Here is a 25,595-nt window from a genome sequence, read left to right on the forward strand (position 1 = left end):
CAGCGGTTGACACCTTACGGCGCCCGGCACACCATGGAATCGACGAACCGAACGATCGGTCGGGAGCCTGCTCCGGCAGCGCACAGGGTCGAGGGGGCCACATGGCAACAGCAGCACAGGCGTACGACCTCCAGGACGCCGTCGACCAGGGCGCCCACGAGCGCGCCTTCGACGCCGCCGTCGCCGCCGACGAACGCATCGAGCCACGGGACTGGATGCCGGACGCCTACCGCGCGACCCTGGTCCGCCAGATCGCCCAGCACGCCCACTCCGAGATCATCGGCATGCAGCCCGAGGCGAACTGGATCACCCGCGCGCCCTCGCTGCGCCGCAAGGCCATCCTGATGGCCAAGGTCCAGGACGAGGCCGGGCACGGCCTGTACCTCTACAGCGCCGCCGAGACCCTCGGCACCGGCCGCGACGAGCTGCTCGACAAGCTGCACTCCGGCCGCCAGAAGTACTCCTCGATCTTCAACTACCCCACCCTCACCTGGGCCGACGTCGGCGCGATCGGCTGGCTGGTGGACGGCGCCGCCATCACCAACCAGGTCCCCCTGTGCCGCTGCTCCTACGGCCCGTACGCGCGCGCGATGGTCCGGATCTGCAAGGAGGAGTCCTTCCACCAGCGCCAGGGCTACGAGCTGCTGCTGGCCCTGAGCCGGGGCACCCCCGCACAGCACGCGATGGCCCAGGACGCGGTGGACCGCTGGTGGTGGCCCTCGCTGATGATGTTCGGCCCGCCCGACGACGAGTCCTCGCACTCCGCGCAGTCGATGGCCTGGAAGATCAAGCGGCACTCCAACGACGAGCTGCGCCAGCGCTTCGTCGACATCTGCGTCCCCCAGGCCGAGTCCCTGGGCCTCACCCTCCCCGACCCGGACCTGAGGTGGAACGAGGAACGGGGTCAGCACGACTTCGGCCCGATCGACTGGACCGAGTTCTGGAGCGTGCTCAAGGGCAACGGGCCCTGCAACGAACAGCGGATCACCCAGCGCAGGCGCGCCCACGACGAGGGCGCCTGGGTCCGCGAAGCCGCCGCGGCCTACGCCTCCAAGCACAGCGGCAAGCACACCGAGACGGGAGCGGCACACGCATGACGAACTCCGACTGGCCTCTGTGGGAGGTCTTCGTACGCTCCCGCCGCGGTCTCTCGCACACCCACGCCGGCAGCCTGCACGCGCCGGACGCGGAGCTCGCCCTGCGCAACGCGCGCGACCTGTACACCCGCCGCGGCGAGGGCATCTCGATCTGGGTCGTGCCGTCCGCCTCGATCACCGCCTCCTCACCGGACGAGAAGGACCCGTTCTTCGAGCCGTCCGCCGACAAGCCCTACCGCCATCCGACGTTCTACGAGATCCCGGACGGGGTGAAGCACCTGTGAGCGTCGACCTGACCACGAACGCCGCCGCCCTGGCCCTCGGCGACGACGCCCTGGTGCTCTCCCACCGCCTCGGCGAATGGGCCGGCCACGCGCCCGTGCTGGAGGAGGAGGTCGCCCTCGCCAACATCGCCCTCGACCTGCTGGGCCAGGCCCGCGTCCTGCTGTCGATGGCCGGCGACGAGGACGATCTGGCCTATCTGCGCGAGGAGCGCGCCTTCCGCAACCTTCAACTCGTGGAGCAGCCCAACGGCGACTTCGCCCACACCATCGCCCGCCAGCTGTACTTCTCCACCTACCAGCACCTCCTCCACGCCGAACTGGCGGCGGGGGACGGCCCGTTCGCACCGCTCGCCGCGAAGGCCGTCAAGGAAGTCGCCTACCACCGCGACCACGCCGAGCAGTGGACCCTGCGGCTCGGCGACGGCACCGACCTCAGCCGGGAGCGGATGTGGGCGGCCTGCGAGGCGCTGTGGCGGTTCACCGGCGAGATGTTCCGGCCGGTGGAGGGCGTCGACGTCGACTGGGCCGCGCTGGAGGCGGCGTGGCTGGAGTCCGTCACGGCCGTCCTGGGGCGGGCCGGCCTGGCCGTCCCCGAGGGCCCCCGCACGGGCGCGTGGGCGGCCGGCGCGGGTCGCGAGGGCCTGCACACCGAGTCGTTCGGGCGGATGCTCGCCGAGATGCAGCACCTGCACCGCAGCCACCCGGGGGCGTCATGGTGACCGTGACCCCGCTGGAGGCGGAGCTCCTGGAGGTGGCGGGCTCGGTCCTGGACCCCGAACTGCCCGTGCTCACCCTGCGGGAGCTGGGAGTCGTCCGCGCGGTGCGCGTGCACGGCGAGGAGCCGGGCGAGACCGCCGCCGAGGTCGAACTGACCCCGACGTACACCGGCTGCCCGGCGATCGAGGCCATGTCCGTGGACATCGAGCGAGTGCTGCACGCGCACGGCGTCCGCGATGTCACCGTCCGCACGGTACTGAGCCCCGCCTGGTCGACGGACGACATCTCGGCCGAAGGGCGCCGCAAGCTGCGGGAGTTCGGCATCGCGCCCCCGCGCGCACAGCAGGCGACGGGGCCGGTCGCCCTGTCCCTGGGACCCACCCGGACGCTCGAGGCCGTCCGCTGCCCGCACTGCGACTCCGCCGACACCGAACTGCTCAGCCGCTTCTCCTCCACGGCCTGCAAGGCGCTGCGGCGCTGTCTCGCCTGCCGTGAACCGTTCGACCACTTCAAGGAGTTGTGATGGCCCGCTTCCACGCGCTCCCGGTGGCGGCGGTCGACCGGCTCACCGACGACTCCGTGGCACTCACCTTCGCCGTGCCGCCGGCCCTGCGCGAGGCGTACCGGTTCGCGCCCGGCCAGCACCTCGCCCTGCGCCGCGCGGCCGACGGCGAGGAGATCCGCCGCACCTACTCGATCTGCTCCCCGGCGCCCGACGGCGCAGCGCCCAGCGAACTACGGGTCGGCGTACGGCTGGTCGAGGGCGGCTCCTTCTCGACGTACGCGCTCAAGGAGATCGCCGTCGGCGACGAGCTGGAGGTGATGACCCCGGCCGGCCGTTTCACGCTGACACCCGCGCCCGGTCTGTACGCGGCGATCGTCGGCGGCAGCGGCATCACCCCGGTGCTGTCGATCGTGTCGACCCTCCTGGCACGCGAACCGCGCGCCCGCTTCTGCCTGATCCGCAGCGACCGTACGGCCGCCTCGACGATGTTCCTGGACGAGGTCGCCGACCTGAAGGACCGCTACCCCGAGCGCCTCCAGCTGGTGACGGTGCTGTCCCGGGAGGAGCAGCAGGCGGGTCTGCCGTCCGGGCGGCTCGACCAGGAGCGGCTGAGCGGACTGCTGCCGGCGCTGCTGCCGGTCTCGGACGTCGCGGGCTGGTTCCTGTGCGGCCCGTACGGGCTGGTGCAGGGCGCGGAGCGCACGCTGCGGGAGCTCGGCGTCCCCCGGGCCCGTGTCCATGAGGAGATCTTCCACGTGGACGAAGGAGCGGCCCCGACCCCCAGGACCCCCGCGCCCGTGCACAGCACGGTGACCGCCCGTCTGGACGGCCGCGGTGGCACCTGGCCGGTCCAGGACGGCGAGTCCCTCCTGGACACCGTCCTGCGCAACCGCCCCGACGCGCCCTACGCCTGCAAGGGCGGTGTGTGCGGCACCTGCCGGGCCTTCCTGGTCTCGGGCGAGGTCCGCATGGACCGCAACTTCGCGCTGGAGCCGGAGGAGACGGACGCGGGGTACGTACTGGCCTGCCAGTCCCATCCGGCGACGGAGCGGGTGGAGCTGGACTTCGACCGCTGACCCTGGGGAGCGGGGCGCACGCGCCCCGAGGCCGCCCACCCCGTTCCCTTCTTCTAGAACCTGTTCTATCTTGACGGTCCGTCAGATCGGCCCCCCGGCCGGTCTGCCGACCCGTCGGGAGGACAGGGACCGTGGACTTCACCTTCAGCGAGGAGCAGCAGGCGGCGGCCGAGGCGGCGCGGGGTGTGTTCGCCGGGGTCGCGCCGGACGGGGTGCCCAGTCCGGCGCTCTCCGCGGGCGCCGTCGCCGACCACTTCGACCGCGCGCTGTGGGACAGGCTCGCCGACGCGGACCTGCTCAGCCTGCTGCTGGAGGAGGAGTACGGCGGGGCCGGTCTGGACGCGGTCGCGCTGTGCCTGGTGCTGGCCGAGTCGGCGAGGGTGCTGGCCCGGGTGCCGTTGCTGGAGAGCAGCGCGGCCGCGGCGGTCCTCCAGGCCTACGGCACCGAGGAGGTGCGGTCGGACCTGCTCACCCGGGCGGGCCGCGGCGAGGTCGTCCTGACCGTCGCCGCGAGCGGCCGCACCGGCCACGACCCCGCCGAACTCGCCGTGACGGCACGGCAGGAGGGCACGGACTGGATCCTGGACGGGGTGCAGACGGCGGTGCCCTGGGCGTACGACGCGGACTTCGTCCTCGTACCCGCGCACACGTCCGGCGGGCGCACCGTGCTCGCGCTCGTCGCCCCGGCCGGCGACGGGGCCACCCTCGCCGAGCAGGTCTCCACCACGGGCGAGCGGCTCGGCGAGCTACGGCTGGAGTCGGCGCGTGTCACGGCCCGGGACGTCGTCGACGCGGACGGCGCCTGGGAGTGGCTGCGGCAGCTGCTGACCGTCGGCACCTGCGCGCAGGCGCTCGGCCTCGGCCGTCAGGTGCTGCGGATGACCAGCGAGTACACCGCCAAGCGGGAGCAGTTCGGCTTCCCGGTCGCCACGTTCCAGGCGGTCGCCGTGCAGGCCGCCGACCGCTACATCGACCTGAAGGCGATGGAGGCCACGCTGTGGCAGGCCGCCTGGCGGACCGCATCCGGGACGCACGGGGCGCTGCCGGTCTCCGGTGAGGTCGCCGTCGCGAAGATCTGGGCCTCGGAGGGGGTACGCCGGGTCGTGCAGACGGCACAGCATCTGCACGGCGGATTCGGCGCCGACGTCGACTACCCGCTGCACCGCTACCACGCCTGGGCCAAGCACCTGGAACTGTCTCTCGGCCCGGCGGCGGCCCACGAGGAGGCCCTCGGCGACCTACTGGCCGCCCACCCCCTGGCCTGACGCCCGTAGGCGGCCCTACGGCACCGCTCGACTCAGAGGACGAACGCCGGCGAACCGTCGTCCGTCACCATCGGGCGCCCGGCGCCGTCCCAGGCCAGCATGCCGCCGTCGATGTTCACGGCGTCGATGCCCTGCTGGACCAGATACTGGGTGACCTGCGCGGAGCGCCCGCCGACACGGCACATCACATACGCGCGCCGCCCGTCCGCCACCGCCTCGGTCACCTCGCCGAACCGGGCCACGAACTCACTCATGGGCACATGCAGCGCACCCTCGACATGCCCCGCGGCCCATTCGTCGGCCTCACGGACGTCCACAACGAGACCGTCGGCGGGTACACCCGCGACATCGACCGAGGGCAAGCCAGCTCCGAAACTCATGGCCAGAGGCTACCTGAGCGGCCCCGGCCCCGACGCTCCACAGCCACCGGGACGGGCTGCCCCGTTCACCGGTGAAGGGTGACGACATCCGCCGGTGACGGCCTACCGCGTCGGCCGATGGCGAGCTTCCGCGGACGCCGCCGAACGGGCCACCGCAGCCACCGGCACGGGCTGACGCAACCACCGGCACAGGCCGACCCAGCCATCGAAACGGACTGTCACCGCTGCCGTTCGACGGGCTACTGCTCGAGCAGCTCCGCCAACTCCCGCTCCCGCTCGGCGACCTGCGTCAGCAGCTGCTCGGCGATCTCCTCCAGGAGCCGGTCGGGGTCGTCCGGGGCCAGCTTGAGCATCGCCCCGATCGCGCTCTCCTCCAGGTCCCGCGCGACCACGCTCAGCAGTTCCTTGCGCCGGGCGAGCCACTCGAGGCGGGCGTAGAGCTCCTCGCTCGGCGTCGGCCCCTGCTCCGGCGGCTTCGGCCCCGCGGCCCACTCCTCGGCCAGCTCCCGCAGCAGCGTCTCGTCCCCCCGGGCGTAGGCGGCGTTGACGCGGGTGATGAACTCCTCGCGCCGGGCCCGCTCGGTCTCGTCCTGCGCCAGGTCGGGGTGGACCTTGCGGACCAGTTCGCGGTAGAGCTTGCGGGCCTCGTCGCTGGGCCGCACCCGCTGCGGGGGCCGCACCGGCTGGTCGGTGAGCATCGCCGCGGCCTCCGGGAACAGCCCGTCCCCGTCCATCCAGCCATGGAACAACTCCTCCACGGCAGGCATCGGCATCACCCGGGCACGGGCCTCGTCCGCCTTCCGGCGGTCCTCGGGATCGCCGGTGCGCGCGGCGGTGATCTCGGCGATCTGCGCTTCCAGCTCGTCGAGCCGGGTGTACATCGGGCCGAGCTTCTGGTGGTGCAGCCGGGAGAAGTTCTCCACCTCGACCCGGAAGGTCTCCACCGCGATCTCGTACTCGATCAGCGCCTGCTCGGCGGCCCGCACGGCCCGCTCCAGTCGCTCCTCGGGCCGGGGCGCGCCGTCCTCGGGCACCGCCCGCGTCACGTCGGCGGCACCCCCCTGCTCAGCTTCCGGGGTCGTCACCCGACCAGCCTAGGCCACGGCCGCGGCGCCCTCTCGAACACGGCGTACGTCGACCCCCGCGCGCGTCCGGTCAGTCCGCCGGCACCCACCGCGCCACGAGGCCCTGGCGGGCGACGACCAGCGTCTTGGCCGGCAGGCGACCCGGCGGCCGACGATCAGCGTCCCGGACGACAGGCGACATCGACCACCACGCCTCTCACCGCAAGCCCCCTGCGAGCCCCACGCCTCTCACCGCAAGCCCCTGCGAGCCCCACACCTCTCACCGGAGCCCCCAGCGCACCCCTCACCCCTCACACCCCGTCCCTCACGCCCCCGTCTCCCCCGCGAGCCGCCCCGAGCGCACCGCGGCCACCAGCTCCGCGTGATCGGCCTCCGTGCGGTCGGCGTAGGACACGGCGAACGCGGCCATCGCCTCGTCCAGTTCCTCGTTCTTGCCGCAGTACCCGGCGACGAGACGCGGGTCGACGCTGTGCGAGTGGGCGCGTGCCAGGAGCGCCCCCGTCATACGGCCGTAGTCGTCCATCTGGTCGGCGGCGAGCGCGGCGGGGTCGACGCTGCCCTTGCGGTTGCGGAACTGCCGCACCTGGAAGGGCCGCCCCTGCACCGACGTCCAGCCCAGCAGCATGTCGCTGACGACCTGCATCCGCTTCTGCCCGATGACCACCCGGCGACCCTCGTGCTCGACCACGGACGCCTCGAACCCCGCGGTCACCAGGTGCGGCAGCAGCACCGACGGACGGGCCTCCTTGACCTGCAGGACCAGGGGCTCACCGCGGTGGTCCAGGAGCAGCACGACGTAGGACCGGGTACCGACGCTGCCCGTGCCGACGACCCGGAACGCCACGTCCTGCACCGCGTGCCGGGACAGCAGCGGCAGACGGTCCTCGGAGAGCGAGTCGAGGTAGTCCTCCAGGGCCCCGGCCACCGCCGCGGCCTCCTCGTCCGGTACCCGCCGCAGCACCGGCGGGGCGTCCACGAAACGGCGCCCGCCGTCCTCGGTCGCCTCCGTCGACTTCGCCGCGAACCGCCCGCTGGTGTTGGCCCGTGCCTTCTCCGAGACCCGCTCCAGCGTGCCGACCAGGTCGTGGGCGTCGGTGTGCGAGACGAGTTCCTCGTCCGCGATCGCGTTCCACGCGTCCAGTACCGGCAGCTTGGCCAGCAGTCGCATGGTGCGGCGGTACGCGCCCACCGCGCCGTGCGCCGCGGCGCGGCAGGTGTCCTCGTCCGCACCCGCCTCCCGGCCGGCGAGCACCAGGGAGGCGGCGAGCCGCTTGAGGTCCCACTCCCAGGGACCGTGCACCGTCTCGTCGAAGTCGTTGAGGTCGATGACCAGGCCGCCGCGCGCGTCACCGTACAGCCCGAAGTTGGCCGCGTGGGCGTCGCCGCAGATCTGCGCCCGTATCCGGGTCATGGGGGTGCGGGCCAGGTCGTAGGCCATGAGGCCCGCCGAGCCGCGCAGGAAGGCGAAGGGTGTGGCCGCCATGCGTCCGACGCGCAGCGGGGTGAGTTCGGGGAGTCGGTCGCGGCTGGACTCCTCCACCGCGCTCACCGCGTCGGGCCGGGACCCGTCCAGGTCGAGCGCCGCGTGCGCGCTGCGCGGGACGCGCTCTCGCAGGGCCTTGCCCTCCTGCTTGGGCGACCCCTTGACCGGCCACTCGGCGAAGCCGCGCGTCCGCGGCAGCCTGCGCACCGCGCCCACAGCGGCCTCGGCGGACGTACCGCCCGAAAACTCCGCACCGACCTCGGTCATGTCGACCGCCTCCCCCGAACACCCACGGACCCGCACATCAACTCGTGCAGACCGTACAGCCGGTGGCCGAAACGCGTCAGACCCTGTGGACAACTCCACAGCTGTGAAAACCCCACCTCACGCCGGGCCGCCGCGGCACTCACCCACCGCCAGGCCGGTCAACCGAGCCCGCACCGACCGTCCGCCCCCGGGTCGGCCGCCCCACGCCCCACGCCCCACGCCCAACGCCCAGCGCCCTGCACCCCCGCGCACCCACACCCCGCGCCGACGCCCCGCCGGGTCGCCGGACCCTCAGCACCCGCCCCCCTCCGGCAGATACCGCGCGGCCCACTCCTTCAGCTCCGCGAACGCCGGCTCCAGCGCCGCCCCCGCGTCCGTCAGCCGGTACGACACCCGCAGCGGAGGACCCTCGTCGACCTCGCGCACCACGAGCCCCGCCGCGGCGAGCTCGGTGAGGCGGTCGGACAGCATCCGCTCGCTGATGCCGGGGATCGCCCGGCGCAGGTCGACGAAGTACGCAGGTCCAGGCGTCAGCACGGCCACGATCGGCCCGGTCCAGCGCTTTCCCAGCAACTGGAAGACGCGGGTGATCCCGCCGTCCACCCGCTTGCACGCCTCTGTCCCGTGTCTCTCCTCGACCGTCATGCGTTCAGGGTACTGCGCTCCCGTACGGGGGTGAAAAAAAGTAAGTCCCTGTGTTATCAATAGTCGAGTACGAAAGTTTAGCCACGCACTACTCCCCAGGAGACCCCCATGGCCACCCTTCTGCACATCGACTCCTCCGTGTTCCCCGAGGGCGCCTCCGCCTCGCGCTCGGTCACGGGCGCCTTCCGCAGGACCTGGGAGGAGCAGCACCCCGGGGGCACGGTGATCTACCGCGACCTCTCCGCGAACCCCGTGCCGCACATCACCGCCGACGCCCACACCGCCGCCTTCTTGGATTCGGCCACCCACACCCCCGAGCAGGCCGCCGCCTTCCACGCGCGCGTGCGGCTCATCGAGGAGCTGGAGGCGGCGGACGCCGTGCTGATCGGCGCTCCGATGTACAACTACGGGATCCCCTCGACCCTCAAGGCCTGGCTGGACAACGTGATCGTCATGGGCCGCACCGCGATGGCCGAGGACTCGAAGATCCAGGGCACTCCGGTCACCGTGGTCGCCAGCCGCGGCGGCTCCTACGCGCCCGGCACCCCGCGCGAGTCCTACGAGTACGTGCAGAACTACCTGGCGGCGGTCCTCGGCGACACCCTCGCCCTGGACGTCGACTTCATCGTCCCGGAGCTGACCATGGCCCCGCACAACCCGGCGATGACCGAGCTGATCCCCCTCTACGAGGCCTCCCGCGCCCGCGTCCACCAGGAGGCGGAGACCAAGGCGAAGAGCCTCGCCCAGCGCCTGGCCGCGTAAGCGCACCCACCTCGGCCACCACACCTCGGACAGGCCGACCTCACGCGGTGTGATTGTCCTCACGGCCGACGCGCCCGCCCACCCGCGCCCCACGGCTTCACGCCACCGCCCCAGGCAACGCAAAAGCCCCGCAGGTCAAAGACCTGCGGGGCTTTCAGCTGTGCGCGAGGGGGGAGTTGAACCCCCACGCCCTTTCGGGCACTGGAACCTGAATCCAGCGCGTCTGCCTATTCCGCCACCCGCGCATTGGGTGTGTCCTCGGGCTCCGTTCCCCTTGGGGCTGGCGCCTTCCGACATCCAGAACATTAGCACGCTGGTGGGGGTGGGTTCACATCCCTTGTCGAGGGGCAGCCGCAGGGACAACCCCCCACCGGGGACGCGGACATCCCGCACCGAACCGCCCGCCCGACGGCCACGTATCGACGAGTGTCTGCTCACGTCTCAACCTCGTACCGGTACCGCCCCTCTCACCGGGAGCCGGTCGGGGTCCACAGCCGGGTGCGGGACACTTGTGTGCGGCCGCCTCTACGATCCTTGGCAGGACGAGTCGGCCGGGGGAGTTCGAAGAGGGACTCCACAGGGAACTTCGGAGGCGTCGACACCCGTCGACGAGGCCGACAGGGGGAACCAGCCGATCGACCGGCGCGTGGATACGATCAGTAAGCAGTACCAGGTAAGGCAGTACCCGCTCTGCGGGGTGCAGGACGGCAGCAGCTACGGAGGAGGTGCCCCATGGGAGTCCTGAAGAAGTTCGAGCAGCGTCTCGAAGGTCTGGTCAACGGCACCTTCGCGAAGGTGTTCAAGTCCGAGGTACAGCCCGTGGAGATCGCGGGAGCGCTCCAGCGCGAGTGCGACAACAACGCCACCATCTGGAACCGCGACCGCACGGTCGTCCCCAACGACTTCATCGTGGAGTTGAGCACGCCGGACTTCGAGCGGCTGAGCCCGTACTCCGGCCAGCTCGGCGACGAACTCGCCGGCATGGTGCGCGACTACGCCAAGCAGCAGCGCTACACCTTCATGGGCCCCATCAAGGTCCACCTGGAGAAGGCCGAGGACCTCGACACCGGCCTGTACCGGGTGCGCAGCCGCACGCTCGCCTCCTCCACCGACCAGCAGGCCTCCGCGCCCGCCGCCCCGGCCGGCCGCCCCGCGGCCCCCGGCGGCTACGGCTACCCGCCGGCCGTCGCTCCCGCCGGAGCTCCGGGCGCCCCTCCCATGCCGGCCGCGCCGCCGCCCGGCGGCCGCCCCGGCGGTTACGGATACCCGCAGCCCGCGAACGGTGCCCGGCCCCCGGCCGCGCCCGCTCCCGCGGCGGCGGCCGGCGGCAGAACCCGCCACTGGATCGAGATCAACGGCGCCCGCCATCAGATCTCCCGCGCGACGCTGGTGCTGGGCCGCAGCACCGAGGCCGACGTGCGGATCGACGACCCCGGCGTCTCCCGCCGGCACTGCGAGATCCGGACCGGAACGCCCTCGACGATCCAGGATCTCGGCTCCACCAACGGCATCGTGGTGGACGGGCAGCACACCACCCGCGCTACGCTCCGCGACGGCTCGCGGATCGTCGTGGGCAGCACCACCATCATTTACCGGCAAGCCGAAGGGTGAAGCGGGGGCAATGTCAGAGCTGACCCTCACGGTCATGCGGCTGGGTTTCCTGGCCGTACTGTGGCTGTTCGTGATCGTGGCCGTGCAGGTCATCCGCAGCGACCTGTTCGGAACGCGCGTCACTCAGCGCGGCGCCCGGCGCGAGGCGGCCCGGCCGCAGCAGGCCCAGCGGCAGCAGGCGCCCCCGCAGCAGCGCCAGCAGCCCTCGGGCGGCCGCCGGGGCCGTAACGCCCCCAGCAAGCTGGTCGTCAGCGAGGGCACCCTCACCGGCACCACCGTCGCGCTGCAGGGCCAGACCATCACGCTGGGCCGGGCGCACGACAGCACCATCGTGCTGGACGACGACTACGCCTCCAGCAGGCACGCCAGGATCTACCCGGACCGGGACGGTCAGTGGATCGTCGAGGACCTCGGCTCCACCAACGGCACCTACCTGGACCGGAACCGGCTGACGACCCCCACACCGATTCCGCTGGGCGCGCCGATCCGCATCGGCAAGACCGTCATCGAGCTGCGGAAGTAGTGCTACATCATGAATAGGCGCGAGCGGAGCGAGCACGCGGCGTGGGCCCCCACCCCGGGTCCCGGCGCGCTCCCGACCGGAGGGTGGGCACCGTGCGGATGTACCCGGAGCCGACGGGCGAGGTGCGCATGAGTCTGTCACTGCGCTTCGCCGCCGGATCGCACAAAGGCATGATCCGGGAGGGCAACGAGGACTCCGGATACGCCGGTCCCCGCCTGCTCGCCATCGCCGACGGCATGGGCGGCGCCGCCGCCGGTGAGGTCGCCTCCTCCGAGGCCATCTCCACCATCGTCGCCCTCGACGACGACGTGCCCGGCTCCGACGTCCTCACCTCCCTCGGCACCGCCGTCCAGCGTGCCAACGACCAGTTGCGCGCCCTGGTCGAGGAGGACCCCCAGCTGGAGGGCATGGGCACCACGCTCACCGCCCTGCTGTGGACCGGACAGCGCCTCGGCCTCGTCCACGTCGGCGACTCGCGCGCGTACCTGCTGCGCGACGGCGTCCTCACCCAGATCACACAGGACCACACCTGGGTGCAGCGCCTGGTCGACGAGGGCCGGATCACCGAGGAAGAGGCCACCACCCACCCGCAGCGCTCCCTGCTGATGCGCGCGCTGGGCAGCGGCGAGCATGTCGAGCCGGACCTGTCGATCCGTGAAGTCCGTGCCGGCGACCGGTACTTGATCTGCTCCGACGGCCTCTCCGGCGTCGTCTCGCACCAGACGCTGGAAGACACCCTCGCCAGCTACCAGGGCCCCCAGGAGACCGTGCAGGAGCTGATTCAGCTCGCGCTGCGCGGTGGCGGCCCCGACAACATCACGGTCATCGTCGCCGACGTCCTCGACCTCGACACCGGCGACACCCTCGCGGGCCAGCTGTCCGACGTCCCCGTGGTGGTCGGCGCGGTCGCCGAGAACCAGAACCACCTGCACGACCCGGGCCTGATGCAGACCCCGGCGGGCCGCGCCTCCGGGCTCGGCCGTCAGGCGCCCGGACGGGGCGGGGGCGAGTTCGGTCCGCCCGGCTCCGGCGACGTGACCGGGTTCATCCCGACCGACGGCTTCGGCGACTACGGCGACGAGGACTTCGTCAAGCCGCGCAAGAGCCGCACGTGGCTGAAGAGATCCTTCTACATCGCGCTCGCCCTCGGCGTCATCGGCGGTGGCCTCTACGGCGGCTGGCGCTGGACCCAGACCCAGTACTACGTGGGCGCCAACGGTCGGCATGTGGCCCTGTACCGCGGCATCAGCCAGGACCTGGCCTGGGTGTCGTTGTCGAAGGTCTCCAAGGACCACCCCGAGATCGAACTCAAGTACCTGCCGCCGTACCAGCAGAAGCTCGTCGAGGGCACCATCGCCGAGGGCGATCTCAAGACCGCCCAGAAGAAGATCGACGAACTCTCGGTGCAGGCCGCCGCGTGCCAGAAGCGCGCCGAGCAGCAGGCAGCCGAGAGCAAGCAGAACTCCAAGACCGGCGAGGGCGAGGCCGGAGGCACCACGGGAACCACCCGGACCTCCCTCACGTCCAAGGCGTCACCGACCCCGTCCACCTCTTCCTCACCGTCCCCGACCGCTTCCGCCACCCCGACCGCTCCCACTCCCAGCCCCGGCCCCACTCTCTCGGAGGAAGAGCAGAAGGTCGTCTCGCAGTGCGGAACGCAGTAGGCAAGCCGTGAGAGGCCCCGTCACACGATGAGCAGTACTTCCCACACGTCGACGCACCACACGTCCACGATCGGCTCCATCGGCACCCCGAGCCGACGCAACACCGAGCTCGCGCTGCTGGTGTTCGCCGTGGTCATCCCGGTCTTCGCCTACGCCAACGTCGGGTTGGCCATCAACGACGAGCTGCCGGCCGGACTGCTGGGCTATGGCCTGGGTCTCAGTTTGCTGGCCGGCGTAGGCCATCTCGTCGTCCGGAAGTTCGCGCCGTACGCGGACCCGCTGATGCTCCCGCTGGCCACCCTGCTGAACGGGCTCGGCCTGGTCATCATCTGGCGCCTGGACCAGTCCAAGCGCCTGCAGCGGAGCAACACCTTCGTCGAGGCGGCACCGCGCCAGCTGCTGTACTCGGCGATGGGCGTCGCCCTGCTGGTGGTCGTACTGATCTTCCTCAAGGACCACCGCGTCCTGCAGCGCTACACGTACATCTCCATGGCCGGAGCCATGCTCCTCCTGGTGCTGCCGCTGATCCCCGGCATCAGCGCTCCCACCTACGGCGCCAAGATCTGGATCAAGATCCCCGGCCTCGGCACGCTCCAGCCCGGTGAGTTCGCGAAGATCGCCCTCGCGGTGTTCTTCGCCGGCTATCTCATGGTCAAGAGAGACGCCCTGGCCCTGGCCAGCCGTCGCTTCATGGGCCTGTACCTGCCGCGCGGCCGCGACCTCGGTCCGATCCTCGTCGTCTGGGTGATGTCGATCCTCATCCTGGTCTTCGAGACCGACCTCGGTACATCCCTGCTGTTCTTCGGGATGTTCATCATCATGCTGTACGTCGCCACCGAGCGGACCAGCTGGATCGTCTTCGGTCTGCTGATGTCCGCGGTCGGCGCGGTCGGCGTGGCGAGCTTCGAGCCGCACATCCAGACCCGTGTGCAGGCCTGGCTCGACCCGATGCACGAGTTCGAGCTCAGCCGCTCCGGCGTCCAGGACGGCATCGTCCACTCCGAGCAGGCCATGCAGGCCCTGTGGGCCTTCGGCTCCGGCGGCACCCTCGGCACCGGTCTCGGGCAGGGCAACTCCGACCTCATCGGCTTCGCCGCCAACTCCGACTTCATCCTCGCCACCTTCGGCGAGGAGCTGGGCCTCGCCGGCGTCATGGCGATCCTGCTGCTCTACGGGCTGATCGTCGAGCGCGGTGTCCGCACGGCCCTCGCGGCCCGGGACCCGTTCGGCAAGCTGCTGGCCATCGGCCTGTCCGGCGCCTTCGCGCTCCAGGTCTTCGTGGTGGCCGGCGGTGTCATGGGCCTCATCCCGCTGACCGGTATGACGCTGCCGTTCGTGGCCTACGGCGGTTCGTCCGTGATCGCCAACTGGGCCCTCATCGGCATCCTGTTGCGCATCAGCGACACCGCCCGCCGCCCCGCGCCCGCCCCCGCACCCAACCCCGACGCCGAGATGACCCAGGTGGTCCGCCCGTCATGAACAAGCCCCTGCGCCGGATCGCGATCTTCTGCGGGCTCCTCGTCCTGGCCCTGCTCGTCCGGGACAACTGGCTCCAGTACGTCAAGGCCGACGAGCTGCGGACCGACACCGCCAACCGCCGGGTCGCCATCGAGCGGTACGCCAGCCCGCGCGGCGACATCATCGTCGACGGCAAGGCCATCACCGGCTACAGCGAGACCTCGGGCGACTTCAAGTACAAGCGCACCTACAAGGACGGCCCCATGTGGGCGCCCGTCACCGGGTTCGTCTCCCAGGCGTACGGCGCCAACCAGCTGGAGTACCTCGAGGACGGCATCCTCACCGGCAACGACGACCGGCTGTTCTTCCGCAACACCCTCGACATGGTCACGGGCAAGCCGAAGGAGGGCGGCAACGTCGTCACCACCCTCAACGGCGCCGCCCAGAAGGCCGCGTACGACGGCCTCAAGGAGCGCGGCAAGGGTGCCGTCGTCGCCCTCGAACCGGCCACCGGCAAGATCCTGGCGCTGGCCTCCTACCCGTCGTACGACCCCGGAAAGATCGCGGGCGGCGGCGAGTCGGACGAGAAGACCTGGAAGGCGCTGGACAAGAAGAACAACCCCGACGACCCCATGCTCAACCGCGCGCTGCGCGAGGTCTACCCGCCCGGCTCCACCTTCAAGGTCCTCACCGCGGCCGCCGCGCTGGAGAACGGCCTGTACGACTCGGCCGACGAGAAGACCAAGTCGCCGCTGCCCTGGACGCTGCCCGGCACCCGGACCGAACTGAAGAACGAGGGCACGATCCCCTGCGAGAACGCCACTCTCCGGGTCGCCCTGCAGTACTCGTGCAACACCGTCTTCGGCAAGGTCGGCTACGACCTCGGCAACGAGAAGATGCTGGACGAGGCGAAGAAGTTCGGCTTCACCGAGGAGCAGTTCACGCCGGTGCGCTCCAGCGCCTCCGTCTTCTCCGACGACATGGAGGACTCGCAGGTCGCGCTCTCCTCCATCGGCCAGTTCAACACCGCCGCGACCCCGCTGCAGATGGCCATGGTCGCCTCCGCGGTCGCCAACAACGGCACCCTCATGAAGCCGTACATGGTGGACGAGCTCCAGGCCAGCAACGTCGACGTCATCGAGAAGACCGACCCGGAGACGTACAGCGAGCCGCTGTCCGCGAAGAACGCGCAGATCCTGCAGTCGATGATGGAGACCGTCGTCAAGGACGGCACCGGCAAGGCCGCCCAGATCGACGACGTCACGGTGGGCGGCAAGACCGGTACCGCCCAGCACGGCGAGAACAACAGCAAGAACCCCTACGCCTGGTTCATCTCGTACGCCAAGCTCAGCGACGGCAGCTCCCCGGTCGCCGTGGCCGTGGTCGTCGAGGACGAGGACGCCGTCCGCGAGAACATCTCCGGCGGCGGCCTCGCGGCCCCGATCGCGAAGAGCGTGATGGAGGCGGTCATCAACTCCAAGAAGTGACCCCGATCACGTCCCCCTCACATCGGTGCACGTTGCGATACCGGTCCTGTATCGGGTGACGGGCTTGGCCAGGTCACACAAAGCCAGCCGGGTACGGTAGGCCCGGACGGCAGCCTCCGACCGCACACCAGTGCCGGTCGGGACCGACGGAGAGGGCTGGTAGGTAGCTATGGAAGAGCCGCGTCGCCTCGGCGGCCGGTACGAGCTGGGCCAGGTGCTCGGTCGTGGTGGCATGGCGGAGGTATACCTCGCGCATGACACCCGCCTCGGCCGCACCGTGGCGGTGAAGACGCTGCGCGCGGACCTCGCGCGCGACCCGTCCTTCCAGGCCCGGTTCCGCCGGGAGGCCCAGTCGGCCGCCTCGCTCAACCATCCCGCGATCGTCGCGGTCTACGACACGGGCGAGGACTACATCGACGGGGTCTCGATCCCGTACATCGTCATGGAGTACGTCGACGGCTCCACGCTCCGTGAGCTGCTGCACTCCGGCCGCCGGCTGCTGCCGGAGCGCACGCTGGAGATGACGATCGGCATCCTCCAGGCCCTGGAGTACTCCCACCGGGCCGGCATCGTCCACCGCGACATCAAGCCGGCCAACGTCATGCTCACGCGCAACGGCCAGGTCAAGGTCATGGACTTCGGCATCGCCCGCGCCATGGGCGACTCCGGCATGACGATGACCCAGACGTCGGCGGTCATCGGTACGGCCCAGTACCTCTCGCCGGAGCAGGCGAAGGGCGAGCAGGTCGACCAGCGCTCCGACCTCTACTCGACGGGCTGCCTCCTCTATGAGCTCCTGACGGTACGGCCGCCCTTCGTGGGCGACTCCCCCGTGGCCGTGGCCTACCAGCACGTCCGCGAGGAGCCGCAGCCCCCGTCGGTCTTCGACCCCGAGCTCACGCCCGAGATGGACGCCATCGTCCTCAAGGCCCTGGTCAAGGACCCCAACTACCGCTACCAGTCAGCCGACGAGATGCGCGCCGACATCGAGGCGTGCCTGGACGGCCAGCCGGTGGCGGCCACCGCGGCGATGGGTTCGGTCGGCTACGGCGCCTACCCCGACGACCAGGCGACCACCGCCCTGCGTTCCACGGACGCCGGCGCCACGTCCATGCTCCCGCCCATGAACCCGGACGACGGGGGCTACGGCTACGACGACCGCCCGGACCGCCGCCGCCAGCCGAAGAAGAACAACACCTCGACGATCCTGCTGGTCGTCGCGGCCGTGCTGGTCCTGATCGGCGCGATCCTGATCGGCAAGTGGGCGTTCAGCGGGAACGACAGCGCGGACGACCAGGTGGCGGTGCCCGTCTTCATCGGCGAGACCAAGGACAACGCCGAGCGGATGGCGACGAACAGCGACCTGAAGCTGTCCTTCACCAGCAAGACCTGCGAGAACCAGCCCAAGGGCAAGATCTGCAGCCAGGACCCTGAGAGCGGCCTGAAGGTCGACAAGCAGTCGATCGTCAACCTGGTGGTCTCCACGGGCGCCCCGAAGGTCTCCGTCCCCAGCGTCATCGGCGACCAGTTCGACGACGCCAGGGAGAAGCTGGAGGGCGACGACTTCGGGCTGAAGGTCAAGAAGAAGGAGAAGGAGTCCACAGAGCCGACGGGCTCCGTCCTCGACCAGAACCCGGTCTTCGGCAAGGAAGTCGAACGGGGCACGACGATCACCCTGACCGTCGCCACGGAGATCCAGAAGTCCACGGTCCCGGACGTCAGCAAGCTCAGCTGTGACGAGGCCAAGGCCCGGATGACGGAGAGCAACCTCACCGGCAACTGCGTGACCGACACGGAGACCGACGACGGCAACCTGGTCGACAAGGTCATCAGCACCGACCCGCAGATCGGCGCCTCGGTCGACAAGGGCTCGACGGTGACGATCCACCTGGGCAAGAAGAAGGCCCAGGAGCAGGTCCAGGTGCCGTCGGTGATCCAGCAGACGCTGAAGGACGCCCGCAAGGCCCTCGAGGATCGAGGTCTGTCGGTCAACGTCACCGGCTCCCAGGACGAGAACGCCATCGTCTTCACCCAGGATCCGCAGCCCGGCTCCACAGTGCCCAAGGGCACCACGGTCAACCTGGCCGCCATCGCCCAGCAGAACAACAACGGTGGCAACAACGGCGGCGACGGCGGCGGCTTCTTCGGCGGCGTGACCGGAACCGCGGCCCGCACCGAGGACTGATCCGACGCTCCGAGCGACTGAGCCCCGGTACCCGTGAGGGATGCCGGGGCTCAGCCCTTTCCTGACGTCAGGTGTCGTAGATCACAGGCGATCATGGGTCACCTCGCCTGGTTTTCCACCGAGTTGACGATCTTGCCGCCCCCGGGGGCCCCACATATCTTCACGGTGCATTTGTCGTGCACACCCCCCTCATCTCCAGGAGATTCGGCATGCGCAAGACCATCTCCACGCTGCTCGCCACGTTGGCGCTGTTCGTCGGCGGACTCGTCATGGCCCCCACCGCGAGCGCCGCGGGCTACGGCTGTTCCGGCAACCTGATCGACACCTACGACGTCAAGACCAGCAACGGCGTGAAGTACGGCGTGGTCTACCTCTACTACAGCACCGCGGAGGGCGGCACCAACTGCGCCGTCACCGTGGACACCTACTTCGGTACCCGCAAGCACATGGCCATCTTCATCGACCGCTGCGCCGCCGGCAGCGTGGCCGGCCGGTCCTGCGCCTCGGACCAGTACGACTCCGACTCCGGCAACTACATCACGTACGCCGGACCCCGCCAGGTCACGGGCTCCGCGAACCGCTGCATCAAGCTGAACGGGGTCATCCACAACCCGTCCGGCTCCTCGCTGGCCCAGCTGGTCACGCTCGCGGTGCACTGCTGACCGTCTGATCACCCGCAGGCCGTGCCCCCGGTGCCGAACCGGGGGCACGACGGCGTCAGCGCAGTTCCCTCGGCGGTGTCCGCTCGCTGTCGACCTTCTCCACCCGCACCAGCTCGCCCCACACCACGTACCGGTACCGGCTCGTGTACACCGGCGTGCAGGTGGTCAGGGTGATGTACTTGCCGGCCTTCTTCTTCCCCGACTCCTTGGGGATCGCGCCGAGCACCTTGACGTTGTACTTCGAGGTCTCGGGAAGGATCGCGTACGTCTTGTAGACGTACCACTTGTCCTTCGTCTCGAAGACGATCGGGTCGCCCTTCTCGATCTTGTCGATGTTGTGGAACTGGGCGCCGTGGCCGTCGCGGTGGGCCGCGAGAGAGAAGTTGCCGTCCTTGCCGGTCATCGGCAGGGTCGCCTTGACCGGGTCGGTGTAGTAACCGGCGACACCGTCGTTGAGCTGCTTCGCCGACGTGCCCTTCTCGACCAGGACCTCGCCGTTCCTCATCGCGGGGACGTGCAGGAAGCCGATGCCGTTCTTCGTGTTCAGCGCACCCGGCCCGGTGTCCTGGGCCCAGTAGTCACGGACCTTGTCGGCCTGCTTGCCCGCCGCGCGGTCGGCGACGACGTTCGTCCACCACAGCGAGTAGACGACGAACAGGCCGAGGATCAGCCCCGCCGTGATGAGGAGTTCACCGAAGACACTGACCGCCATGGCGATCCGGCCCATACGGCGCCGACGCGGGGCGGGGGCCGGTTCGGTGACCTCGTGCTGCTCCGTGGTCGCTGCCACTGTTTCATCTGCCCTTACTGGACGAGCGCATCCGGCTTGCCCTTGCTGCGCGGCCGTTCCTCGACCATCTTGCCCCAGACGATCAGCCGGTACTTGCTGGTGAACTCCGGCGTGCAGGTCGTCAGGGTGATGTAACGGCCCGGTTCGGTGAACCCGGACTGCGGCGGAACCGGGTTCAGCACGCTCGTGTTGCTCGGCGGCGTCACCGGCAGCGACGACGTCATCTTGTAGACGAAGTAGTCGTCCTGCGTCTCCACGACGATCTCGTCGCCCTTGCTGAGCCGGTTGATGTACCGGAACGGCTCACCATGGGTGTTCCGATGCCCCGCGAGCCCGAAGTTCCCGGTCTTCGCGCTCGGCATCGCCGTCTTGAGCGGTCCCTCGGAGTAGTGCCCGACCATGCCCCGGTCGAGCACCTTCTTGTTGCTGATGCCCTCCGCTATCGGCACGACCACGTCCAGCTTGGGAATGTGCAGCAGCGCGAACCCCTGCCCCGGCTCGAACTCGCCCGGCGCCCGCTGCCCGCTCGCCCACTCGTTCTGGAGGCTGCTCGCCTCCTTGCCGGCCTGCGCGTGCGCCCGCACGTTGGTCCACCACAGCTGGTAGGTGACGAACAGCAGCATCAGCACACCGGTGGTGATGAACACCTCGCCGATCGCGCGGCTCGCCAGCACACCCGCGCTGGGTTTGCGCGCGCGGGCCTGCCGCCGGGCCTCGACCCGGGAGAGCGGCGCGGACGACTTCCTCTCCTGCGGAGGCTCGGTCGGCTCGGAGGAGGGCCGCGCGTGGCCTCCGTGGCGCCCGCCACGCCGCTTGGCGGCCTTTCTCCGGGCCGCACGGCCGCCGGTAGGGGTTCCGGTGGCTCCCGTGGCGGATGAGGCGTCAGAGGCCGTTCCCGGCCCGTCTATTCGGGTCGGCGGCGGCTCCGGTATCCGCAGCGCCACCGTCTCGTCGTCGAGAGGCGGGACAAAAGGCCCATCGGGGTACGAACGGCCCGCATGCCACTCCCCGAGCGCACCGGTGTCCTCGTACGACTGCTCCCCGTACGAGGTCCCGGACTCGCGCTCGGGGCGCAGTGCGGTCACGCCGAGGCCCTGCCCACCACCGGGGCCAGCCCCGCGCTCCGCGCCACCGCACCCTGGTCGCCGCACTCCACCAGCCAGTTGGCCAGCATCCGGTGGCCGTGCTCCGTCAACACCGACTCGGGGTGGAACTGCACGCCCTCGACACGCAGTTCACGGTGGCGCAGGCCCATGATGATCCCGTCGTGCGTCCGCGCGGTCACCTCCAGCTCGGCCGGCACCGTCCCCGGCTCGGCCGCGAGCGAGTGGTAGCGCGTCGCCGTGAAGGGCGTCGGCAGACCGGCGAAGACACCCTTGCCCTCGTGCTCGACCAGGGAGGTCTTGCCGTGCAGCAGCTCCGGCGCACGGTCCACGACGCCGCCGTAGGCCACCTGCATGGACTGCATCCCGAGGCACACGCCGAAGACCGGCACGCCGGTGGACGCGCAGTGGCGGACCATCTCGATGCAGACGCCCGCCTCCTCCGGCGTCCCCGGGCCGGGCGACAGCAGCACGCCGTCGAAGCCGTCCTGGGCGTGCGCCGTCGACACCTCGTCGTTGCGCAGCACCTCGCACTCGGCGCCCAGCTGGTACAGGTACTGCACCAGGTTGAAGACGAAGCTGTCGTAGTTGTCGACGACGAGAATCCGCGCACTCACTGGTTGTCCACCGTCACATCGTTGAAAGGCAGCAGCGGTTCGGCCCACGGGAAGACGTACTGGAAGAGGACATAGACCACTGCGAGCGCCAGCACGAGTGAGAGCAGTGCCCTCACCCACGCGTTACCCGGCAGATGCCGCCAGATCCAGCCGTACATGCCGTCCCTTCCGTCGCACCACGGCACCAGACTCACGCCGTACAGCCACCAGACTAACGGCGCAGCGCCTTGGGCTTCCCTTTCTCCACAGGCTGTGTGGAGTCCAGATGCGCCCAGACGATCAGCCGGTGGCTGTGGCCCCATTCCGGATCGCACGTGGTCAGCGTGAGGTAGCGGCCCGACCGCGTGTACCCCGACTTACGTGGCACAGGATCGATCACCTCAACGTCCGTGGGCACGGTTTTGTAAGGCCCTTTGTCGATCCGATACGTGAACCAGGTCGTCCCGTCGGTGAGCACCACCGCGTCCCCGCGCCGCAGCCGGGGAAAGTCCTTGAAGGGATCGCCGTACGTGCGCCGGTGACCGGCCACCGAGAAGTTGCCCGTCTCCCCGAGCCGCGCGGTCCGCGCGTAGTGCCCGAGCCCCTTCTTGAGGGTGCCGACCGCCGTGCCTTCCAGCACGGGCTTGTTCCACGTGAAACCAAGCCGCGGGATGTACATGATCGCGAAGGGCTTCCCGCTCCGGTACGCCGTGGGCTCCGGCGCCCCCGCGGAGGTGCCCGCCGACGGCTGCACGCTCTTCCTGGCCCACTGGTCCTGCAACTGGTCGATCTGGTCGCCCATGACGTCGTCGGCCTTCACGCCGGTCCAGAAGAGCACGTAGGCCACGAACAGCACGATGAGCGCGCCGGCGGTGATGCAGAGTTCGCTGACGGTCCTGACGACGACACGCACCGGCGGCTCCAGAAGAGGCCTACTCCACGGGCTTGGCGTACTGCAGATCCACTGTGCCCGAGTAGCCGGGCAGAGTCACCGCTCCTTCGTCCTCGACTTTCCATCCGAGGCCGTAGACGTTGACGTAGACCATGTAGTTCTGGATGGCCTTGCTCGCCGCGAGCGATGTCTTCAGCCGCTCCGGGTCCCCGATCGCCGTGATCTTGTACGGCGGCGAGTAGACCCGGCCTTGGAGGATGAGCGTGTTGCCCACGCAGCGCACCGCGCTGGTGGAGATCAGCCGCTGGTCCATGACCTTGATGCCCTTGGCGCCGGCCTGCCACATCGCGTTCACCACGGCCTGGAGGTCCTGCTGGTGGATGACCAGGTAGTCCGGCTGCGGCTCGGGATAGCCGGGGAGCTTGGCGGTGGCGTCCGGCGGGGCGTCGTTGAGGGTGACGCTGATCGCCTCGCCCTTCAGCTGCTGCGTGCCCGCCTGCTTCTCCAGCGCCGCCAGCTTGTCGTCCTCGGCCTTGGTGCTGCCGTCGTCCCGCTCGGCCAGCGCCTCCACGTCCTCCCTGAGGGCGCCGTTGGTCTCGTCCAGCTGACCGTTCTTGTGACTGCGCTCCAGGATCAGGTCGGAGAGTTTGAGCAGCGAGGCGTCCGTGCGGATGTTGGTGCCCTTGGCCGTGTTGAAGCTGGTGAAGAAGATGAGTCCCGCGAGAGCGAAGACGGCCACCGTGAGCAGCCGCACGGGCCGGAAACCTCGCCTGCGGGCAGGGCTGGATCCCGTCCCGGGGGAGTCGGCAGAATTGCTCAACGTACCCTTATCTCCTTCGGCGCCGCGGAAGCACTACGCTAACGGACGCCCGGGGGAGCACTCAGTGTCCCCTTGTACGCTGCCCCGAGCCCCACCTAGTTACCTGCGCGGCCACGCAGCGCATCGACAGGAGAGACCCTCGTGCCGAAGTCACGTATCCGCAAGAAGGCCGATTACACGCCGCCGCCGGCAAAGCAGGCGACCAGCATCAAGCTGAACAGCCGCGCCTGGGTCGCGCCCGTCATGCTCGCCCTGTTCGTCATCGGGCTGGCCTGGATCGTCGTCTTCTATGTGACGGACGGGTCGCTGCCCATCGACGCGCTGGACAACTGGAACATCGTGGTGGGCTTCGGCTTCATCGCCGCCGGATTCGGCGTCTCCACCCAGTGGAAGTAGCTCTGCCCCAAGCTATCCACTGAGTTATCCACAGCGTTATCCACACTGGGGAAAAGACAGACGATCTGTGGATAACCCTTCAGCTGTTGACGCCGGTACGACTGACACACCGGTGCTCGAAAGCTCGTTCGCCCCCTGCCTGACCTGCGGAAACTCCGGCCAGTGACAGGGGGCACAGCTGTTCCCGCACCGTACGCACAGGCTCCGCCACCCACTGTGGACAACCCCAGCTCAGGTGAGCTGTGCGGTCCTCACCAGCGTCAGTACGACGACCACGGCGAGCACCAGGGCGCAGGTGCCGTACTGGACCAGGGAACGGCGCTCGCGCGGGGCGTGCAGCATGGCGTAGCCGACTACGAGGCCGCCCGCGAGGCCGCCGATGTGGGCCTGCCAGGAGATGTCGACCATGGGGTTGAAGGTGAAGAGCAGGTTGATCACCAACAGCGCGATGATCGGCCGCAGGTCGTGGTTGCGCCGGCGCATCAGGACGGCGGTGGCCCCGAAGAGGCCGAAGATGGCGCCCGAGGCGCCGAGGGTGGCCGTGGTCGGGGATTCCAGAAGGTAGGCCAGGACACTGCCGACGAGTCCCGAGACGAGGTAGAGCGCGAGGTAGCGGGCCCGGCCGAGGGCGGCTTCCAGGGGGCCGCCGAGCCACCACAGGCTCAGCATGTTGAAGGCGATGTGCCAGATCTCCTGATGGGTGAACATCGAGGTGACCAGGCGGTACCACTGCCCGCCCGCGACGCCCTCGGTGGGCGCGAACGGCGCCGGCGGCCAGGCGCCGATGAGGAACAGGTCGCTTACCAGTGACGGGGACGCCTGGACGGCGATGAAGACGGCGAGGTTGATCCCGACCAGGATCTTGGTGACCAGCCGGGGGTCGGCCGCGATCGTGCCGCCGGCCAGGGTGCGGGGCATGGCGGCGTCGGGGCGGTGACCGGTGCCGGAGCCGCCGCGGACACACTCCGGGCACTGGAAGCCGACGGACGCGCTGACCATGCACTCCGGGCAGATCAGGCGCTCGCAGCGGGTGCAGCTGATGCCGGTCTCACGGTCCGGGTGGCGGTAGCAGCCCGGCAGACCCTGGGCGGGCCGGGCGCCCTGGTCCTCCGGGCCCTGCGGGCTGCCTGGCGCCTGGTCCATGGGGTCCCCTAAGTCGTCGTATGCAGTGAAACCGCCCCGCCCCTCCTTACGGACGAGCGGGGCGTTTGGTTCCCTGTGCGGGGCCCGGTGCCGACGGGAGCCGGCCTGTCCGGCCGACGGCTCGGGGACCTCGGCGGCCGGTGGGAGCCGGTGATCAGCCTTGGCGGGTCTCGACGACGACCGACTCGATGACGACGTCGTTGAGCGGCCGGTCGGTGCGCGGGTTGGTCTGCGTGCCCGCGATGGCGTCGACGACCTTCTGGCTGGCTCCGTCGGTGACCTCGCCGAAGATGGTGTGCTTGCGGTTCAGCCACGTCGTGGGACCGAGGGTGATGAAGAACTGCGAGCCGTTCGTGCCCGGCCCGGCGTTGGCCATGGCCAGCAGGTAGGGCCGGTCGAAGGAGAGGTCCGGGTGGAACTCGTCCTTGAACTGGTAGCCGGGGCCGCCGGTGCCGTTGCCCAGCGGGTCACCGCCCTGGATCATGAAGCCGCTGATCACCCGGTGGAAGACCGTGCCGTCGTAGAGCTTGGCCGCGGACTTCTCGCCGGTGGTGGGGTTCGTCCACTCCCGCTCGCCCTTGGCGAGCTCGACGAAGTTCCTGACCGTCATCGGCGCGTGGTTCGGCAGGAGCCGGAGCTCGATGTCGCCGTGGTTGGTCTTCAGGGTGGCGTAGAGCTGCTCAGCCACGTGCTGCCTTC

At 70.1% G+C, this 25,595-nt stretch carries 27 protein-coding genes and 1 tRNA gene; 15 read left to right on the forward strand and 13 right to left on the reverse strand.

Annotation, left to right across the window (positions count from 1 at the left end):
• Window positions 1-101 precede the first annotated feature (101 nt).
• The 6 genes from paaA (at window position 102) to ACZ56U_RS08095 (ending at window position 4,944) form a co-directional block, all read left to right on the forward strand.
• Window positions 102-1,097 (forward strand): 1,2-phenylacetyl-CoA epoxidase subunit PaaA, encoded by a 996-nt coding sequence (gene paaA / locus ACZ56U_RS08070; protein ID WP_469083195.1) that lies wholly within the window; start codon window positions 102-104, stop codon window positions 1,095-1,097.
• Window positions 1,094-1,381 carry a 1,2-phenylacetyl-CoA epoxidase subunit PaaB gene (gene paaB / locus ACZ56U_RS08075; protein ID WP_469083196.1) on the forward strand — a complete coding sequence of 96 codons (288 nt, stop codon included), beginning with the start codon at window positions 1,094-1,096 and terminating at the stop codon, window positions 1,379-1,381. Before paaA ends, paaB begins: the two co-directional genes overlap by 4 nt.
• Entirely contained in the window at window positions 1,378-2,100 is a 723-nt protein-coding gene (gene paaC, locus ACZ56U_RS08080; protein ID WP_469083197.1) for a 1,2-phenylacetyl-CoA epoxidase subunit PaaC, read from the forward strand. The genes paaB and paaC overlap by 4 nt, the downstream gene beginning before the upstream one ends.
• Window positions 2,094-2,621, forward strand: coding sequence for a 1,2-phenylacetyl-CoA epoxidase subunit PaaD (paaD, locus tag ACZ56U_RS08085; protein WP_469083198.1), 528 nt, complete (start codon window positions 2,094-2,096; stop codon window positions 2,619-2,621). The genes paaC and paaD overlap by 7 nt, the downstream gene beginning before the upstream one ends.
• Complete coding sequence (locus tag ACZ56U_RS08090) at window positions 2,621-3,679, forward strand: 2Fe-2S iron-sulfur cluster-binding protein (protein ID WP_469083199.1); 1,059 nt, start codon at window positions 2,621-2,623, stop codon at window positions 3,677-3,679. The genes paaD and ACZ56U_RS08090 overlap by 1 nt, the downstream gene beginning before the upstream one ends.
• Window positions 3,680-3,810: 131 nt before the next feature.
• Window positions 3,811-4,944, forward strand: coding sequence for an acyl-CoA dehydrogenase family protein (locus tag ACZ56U_RS08095; protein ID WP_469083200.1), 1,134 nt, complete (start codon window positions 3,811-3,813; stop codon window positions 4,942-4,944).
• 32 nt (window positions 4,945-4,976) lie between these two features.
• Here ACZ56U_RS08095 and ACZ56U_RS08100 read toward each other — a convergent pair whose 3' ends face one another.
• The 4 genes from ACZ56U_RS08100 to ACZ56U_RS08115 all read right to left on the reverse strand — a co-directional run bounded on the left by ACZ56U_RS08100 (window position 4,977) and on the right by ACZ56U_RS08115 (window position 8,804).
• Window positions 4,977-5,324 carry a rhodanese-like domain-containing protein gene (locus tag ACZ56U_RS08100; protein WP_469083201.1) on the reverse strand — a complete coding sequence of 116 codons (348 nt, stop codon included), beginning with the start codon at window positions 5,322-5,324 and terminating at the stop codon, window positions 4,977-4,979.
• Window positions 5,325-5,563: 239 nt separating this feature from the next.
• On the reverse strand, window positions 5,564-6,409 hold the full coding sequence (locus ACZ56U_RS08105; RefSeq protein ID WP_469083202.1) for a J domain-containing protein: 846 nt from the start codon (window positions 6,407-6,409) through the stop codon (window positions 5,564-5,566).
• Window positions 6,410-6,713: 304 nt separating this feature from the next.
• A complete protein-coding gene (locus ACZ56U_RS08110) occupies window positions 6,714-8,159 on the reverse strand; it encodes a DUF2252 domain-containing protein (protein WP_469083203.1) in 1,446 nt (481 codons plus the stop codon).
• A 291-nt stretch (window positions 8,160-8,450) separates the two neighbouring features.
• Complete coding sequence (locus ACZ56U_RS08115) at window positions 8,451-8,804, reverse strand: winged helix-turn-helix transcriptional regulator (protein ID WP_469083204.1); 354 nt, start codon at window positions 8,802-8,804, stop codon at window positions 8,451-8,453.
• 108 nt (window positions 8,805-8,912) lie between these two features.
• Here ACZ56U_RS08115 and ACZ56U_RS08120 point away from each other — a divergent pair, with 108 nt between their 5' ends.
• On the forward strand, window positions 8,913-9,566 hold the full coding sequence (locus ACZ56U_RS08120; protein ID WP_469083205.1) for an FMN-dependent NADH-azoreductase: 654 nt from the start codon (window positions 8,913-8,915) through the stop codon (window positions 9,564-9,566).
• Window positions 9,567-9,727: 161 nt separating this feature from the next.
• Here ACZ56U_RS08120 and ACZ56U_RS08125 read toward each other — a convergent pair.
• Window positions 9,728-9,811: transfer RNA gene (locus ACZ56U_RS08125), tRNA-Leu, on the reverse strand.
• A gap of 487 nt (window positions 9,812-10,298) precedes the next feature.
• Between ACZ56U_RS08125 and ACZ56U_RS08130 the strand changes: the two genes are divergently transcribed.
• From ACZ56U_RS08130 to ACZ56U_RS08160, 7 genes are all read left to right on the forward strand, one after another.
• Window positions 10,299-11,177 (forward strand): FhaA domain-containing protein, encoded by an 879-nt coding sequence (locus ACZ56U_RS08130; protein ID WP_469083206.1) that lies wholly within the window; start codon window positions 10,299-10,301, stop codon window positions 11,175-11,177.
• Window positions 11,178-11,187: 10 nt separating this feature from the next.
• Window positions 11,188-11,700, forward strand: a complete 513-nt coding sequence (locus ACZ56U_RS08135; RefSeq protein WP_391233424.1) for an FHA domain-containing protein FhaB/FipA — start codon at window positions 11,188-11,190, stop codon at window positions 11,698-11,700.
• A 98-nt stretch (window positions 11,701-11,798) separates the two neighbouring features.
• Entirely contained in the window at window positions 11,799-13,364 is a 1,566-nt protein-coding gene (locus ACZ56U_RS08140; protein WP_469083407.1) for a Stp1/IreP family PP2C-type Ser/Thr phosphatase, read from the forward strand.
• A 27-nt stretch (window positions 13,365-13,391) separates the two neighbouring features.
• Window positions 13,392-14,843: an FtsW/RodA/SpoVE family cell cycle protein gene (locus ACZ56U_RS08145; protein WP_469083207.1), complete on the forward strand. Its 1,452-nt coding sequence runs from the start codon at window positions 13,392-13,394 to the stop codon at window positions 14,841-14,843.
• Complete coding sequence (locus ACZ56U_RS08150; RefSeq protein ID WP_469083208.1) at window positions 14,840-16,309, forward strand: peptidoglycan D,D-transpeptidase FtsI family protein; 1,470 nt, start codon at window positions 14,840-14,842, stop codon at window positions 16,307-16,309. Before ACZ56U_RS08145 ends, ACZ56U_RS08150 begins: the two co-directional genes overlap by 4 nt.
• A 169-nt stretch (window positions 16,310-16,478) precedes the next feature.
• Window positions 16,479-18,494 (forward strand): Stk1 family PASTA domain-containing Ser/Thr kinase, encoded by a 2,016-nt coding sequence (pknB, locus tag ACZ56U_RS08155; RefSeq protein ID WP_469083209.1) that lies wholly within the window; start codon window positions 16,479-16,481, stop codon window positions 18,492-18,494.
• A 209-nt stretch (window positions 18,495-18,703) separates the two neighbouring features.
• Complete coding sequence (locus ACZ56U_RS08160; RefSeq protein ID WP_469083210.1) at window positions 18,704-19,156, forward strand: hypothetical protein; 453 nt, start codon at window positions 18,704-18,706, stop codon at window positions 19,154-19,156.
• A gap of 55 nt (window positions 19,157-19,211) precedes the next feature.
• Here the strand turns inward: ACZ56U_RS08160 and ACZ56U_RS08165 are convergent, their stop codons facing one another.
• Genes ACZ56U_RS08165 through ACZ56U_RS08190 form a run of 6 tightly spaced genes read right to left on the reverse strand, consistent with a single transcriptional unit; the run spans window position 19,212 to window position 23,357 of the window.
• The gene (locus ACZ56U_RS08165; RefSeq protein WP_469083211.1) at window positions 19,212-19,946 is read right to left on the reverse strand and encodes a class E sortase; all 735 of its coding nucleotides are present in this window, start codon (window positions 19,944-19,946) and stop codon (window positions 19,212-19,214) included.
• A 14-nt stretch (window positions 19,947-19,960) separates the two neighbouring features.
• Window positions 19,961-21,031, reverse strand: coding sequence for a class E sortase (locus tag ACZ56U_RS08170; RefSeq protein ID WP_469083212.1), 1,071 nt, complete (start codon window positions 21,029-21,031; stop codon window positions 19,961-19,963).
• Entirely contained in the window at window positions 21,028-21,666 is a 639-nt protein-coding gene (locus ACZ56U_RS08175) for an aminodeoxychorismate/anthranilate synthase component II (protein WP_469083213.1), read from the reverse strand. Before ACZ56U_RS08175 ends, ACZ56U_RS08170 begins: the two co-directional genes overlap by 4 nt.
• Window positions 21,663-21,860, reverse strand: coding sequence for a hypothetical protein (locus ACZ56U_RS08180; RefSeq protein ID WP_469083422.1), 198 nt, complete (start codon window positions 21,858-21,860; stop codon window positions 21,663-21,665). Before ACZ56U_RS08180 ends, ACZ56U_RS08175 begins: the two co-directional genes overlap by 4 nt.
• Before the next feature lie 17 nt (window positions 21,861-21,877).
• Entirely contained in the window at window positions 21,878-22,558 is a 681-nt protein-coding gene (locus tag ACZ56U_RS08185; protein ID WP_469083214.1) for a class E sortase, read from the reverse strand.
• 19 nt (window positions 22,559-22,577) lie between these two features.
• On the reverse strand, window positions 22,578-23,357 hold the full coding sequence (locus ACZ56U_RS08190) for a DUF881 domain-containing protein (RefSeq protein WP_469083215.1): 780 nt from the start codon (window positions 23,355-23,357) through the stop codon (window positions 22,578-22,580).
• A 141-nt stretch (window positions 23,358-23,498) separates the two neighbouring features.
• Here ACZ56U_RS08190 and crgA point away from each other — a divergent pair, with 141 nt between their 5' ends.
• Window positions 23,499-23,753 (forward strand): cell division protein CrgA, encoded by a 255-nt coding sequence (gene crgA, locus ACZ56U_RS08195; RefSeq protein ID WP_059194346.1) that lies wholly within the window; start codon window positions 23,499-23,501, stop codon window positions 23,751-23,753.
• Window positions 23,754-23,984: 231 nt separating this feature from the next.
• On the opposite strand, the gene ACZ56U_RS08200 is transcribed toward crgA, so the two are convergent.
• Window positions 23,985-24,896 (reverse strand): rhomboid family intramembrane serine protease, encoded by a 912-nt coding sequence (locus tag ACZ56U_RS08200; RefSeq protein WP_469083216.1) that lies wholly within the window; start codon window positions 24,894-24,896, stop codon window positions 23,985-23,987.
• A gap of 154 nt (window positions 24,897-25,050) precedes the next feature.
• Window positions 25,051-25,584: a peptidylprolyl isomerase gene (locus ACZ56U_RS08205; protein ID WP_469083217.1), complete on the reverse strand. Its 534-nt coding sequence runs from the start codon at window positions 25,582-25,584 to the stop codon at window positions 25,051-25,053.
• Window positions 25,585-25,595 lie beyond the last annotated feature (11 nt).

Source organism: Streptomyces sp. NPDC034103 (assembly GCF_055575395.1).

Coding starts and splice junctions, on each gene's coding strand:
- ACZ56U_RS08110 (WP_469083203.1), bottom strand. CDS start 8,159: ATGACCGAGGTCGGTGCGGAGTTTTCGGGCGGTACGTCCGCCGAGGCC.
- ACZ56U_RS08145 (WP_469083207.1), top strand. CDS start 13,392: ATGAGCAGTACTTCCCACACGTCGACGCACCACACGTCCACGATCGGC.
- ACZ56U_RS08140 (WP_469083407.1), top strand. CDS start 11,799: ATGTACCCGGAGCCGACGGGCGAGGTGCGCATGAGTCTGTCACTGCGC.
- pknB (WP_469083209.1), top strand. CDS start 16,479: ATGGAAGAGCCGCGTCGCCTCGGCGGCCGGTACGAGCTGGGCCAGGTG.
- ACZ56U_RS08150 (WP_469083208.1), top strand. CDS start 14,840: ATGAACAAGCCCCTGCGCCGGATCGCGATCTTCTGCGGGCTCCTCGTC.
- paaD (WP_469083198.1), top strand. CDS start 2,094: ATGGTGACCGTGACCCCGCTGGAGGCGGAGCTCCTGGAGGTGGCGGGC.
- ACZ56U_RS08090 (WP_469083199.1), top strand. CDS start 2,621: ATGGCCCGCTTCCACGCGCTCCCGGTGGCGGCGGTCGACCGGCTCACC.
- ACZ56U_RS08120 (WP_469083205.1), top strand. CDS start 8,913: ATGGCCACCCTTCTGCACATCGACTCCTCCGTGTTCCCCGAGGGCGCC.
- ACZ56U_RS08130 (WP_469083206.1), top strand. CDS start 10,299: ATGGGAGTCCTGAAGAAGTTCGAGCAGCGTCTCGAAGGTCTGGTCAAC.
- paaB (WP_469083196.1), top strand. CDS start 1,094: ATGACGAACTCCGACTGGCCTCTGTGGGAGGTCTTCGTACGCTCCCGC.
- paaA (WP_469083195.1), top strand. CDS start 102: ATGGCAACAGCAGCACAGGCGTACGACCTCCAGGACGCCGTCGACCAG.
- ACZ56U_RS08200 (WP_469083216.1), bottom strand. CDS start 24,896: ATGGACCAGGCGCCAGGCAGCCCGCAGGGCCCGGAGGACCAGGGCGCC.
- ACZ56U_RS08160 (WP_469083210.1), top strand. CDS start 18,704: ATGCGCAAGACCATCTCCACGCTGCTCGCCACGTTGGCGCTGTTCGTC.
- ACZ56U_RS08115 (WP_469083204.1), bottom strand. CDS start 8,804: ATGACGGTCGAGGAGAGACACGGGACAGAGGCGTGCAAGCGGGTGGAC.
- ACZ56U_RS08100 (WP_469083201.1), bottom strand. CDS start 5,324: ATGAGTTTCGGAGCTGGCTTGCCCTCGGTCGATGTCGCGGGTGTACCC.
- ACZ56U_RS08135 (WP_391233424.1), top strand. CDS start 11,188: ATGTCAGAGCTGACCCTCACGGTCATGCGGCTGGGTTTCCTGGCCGTA.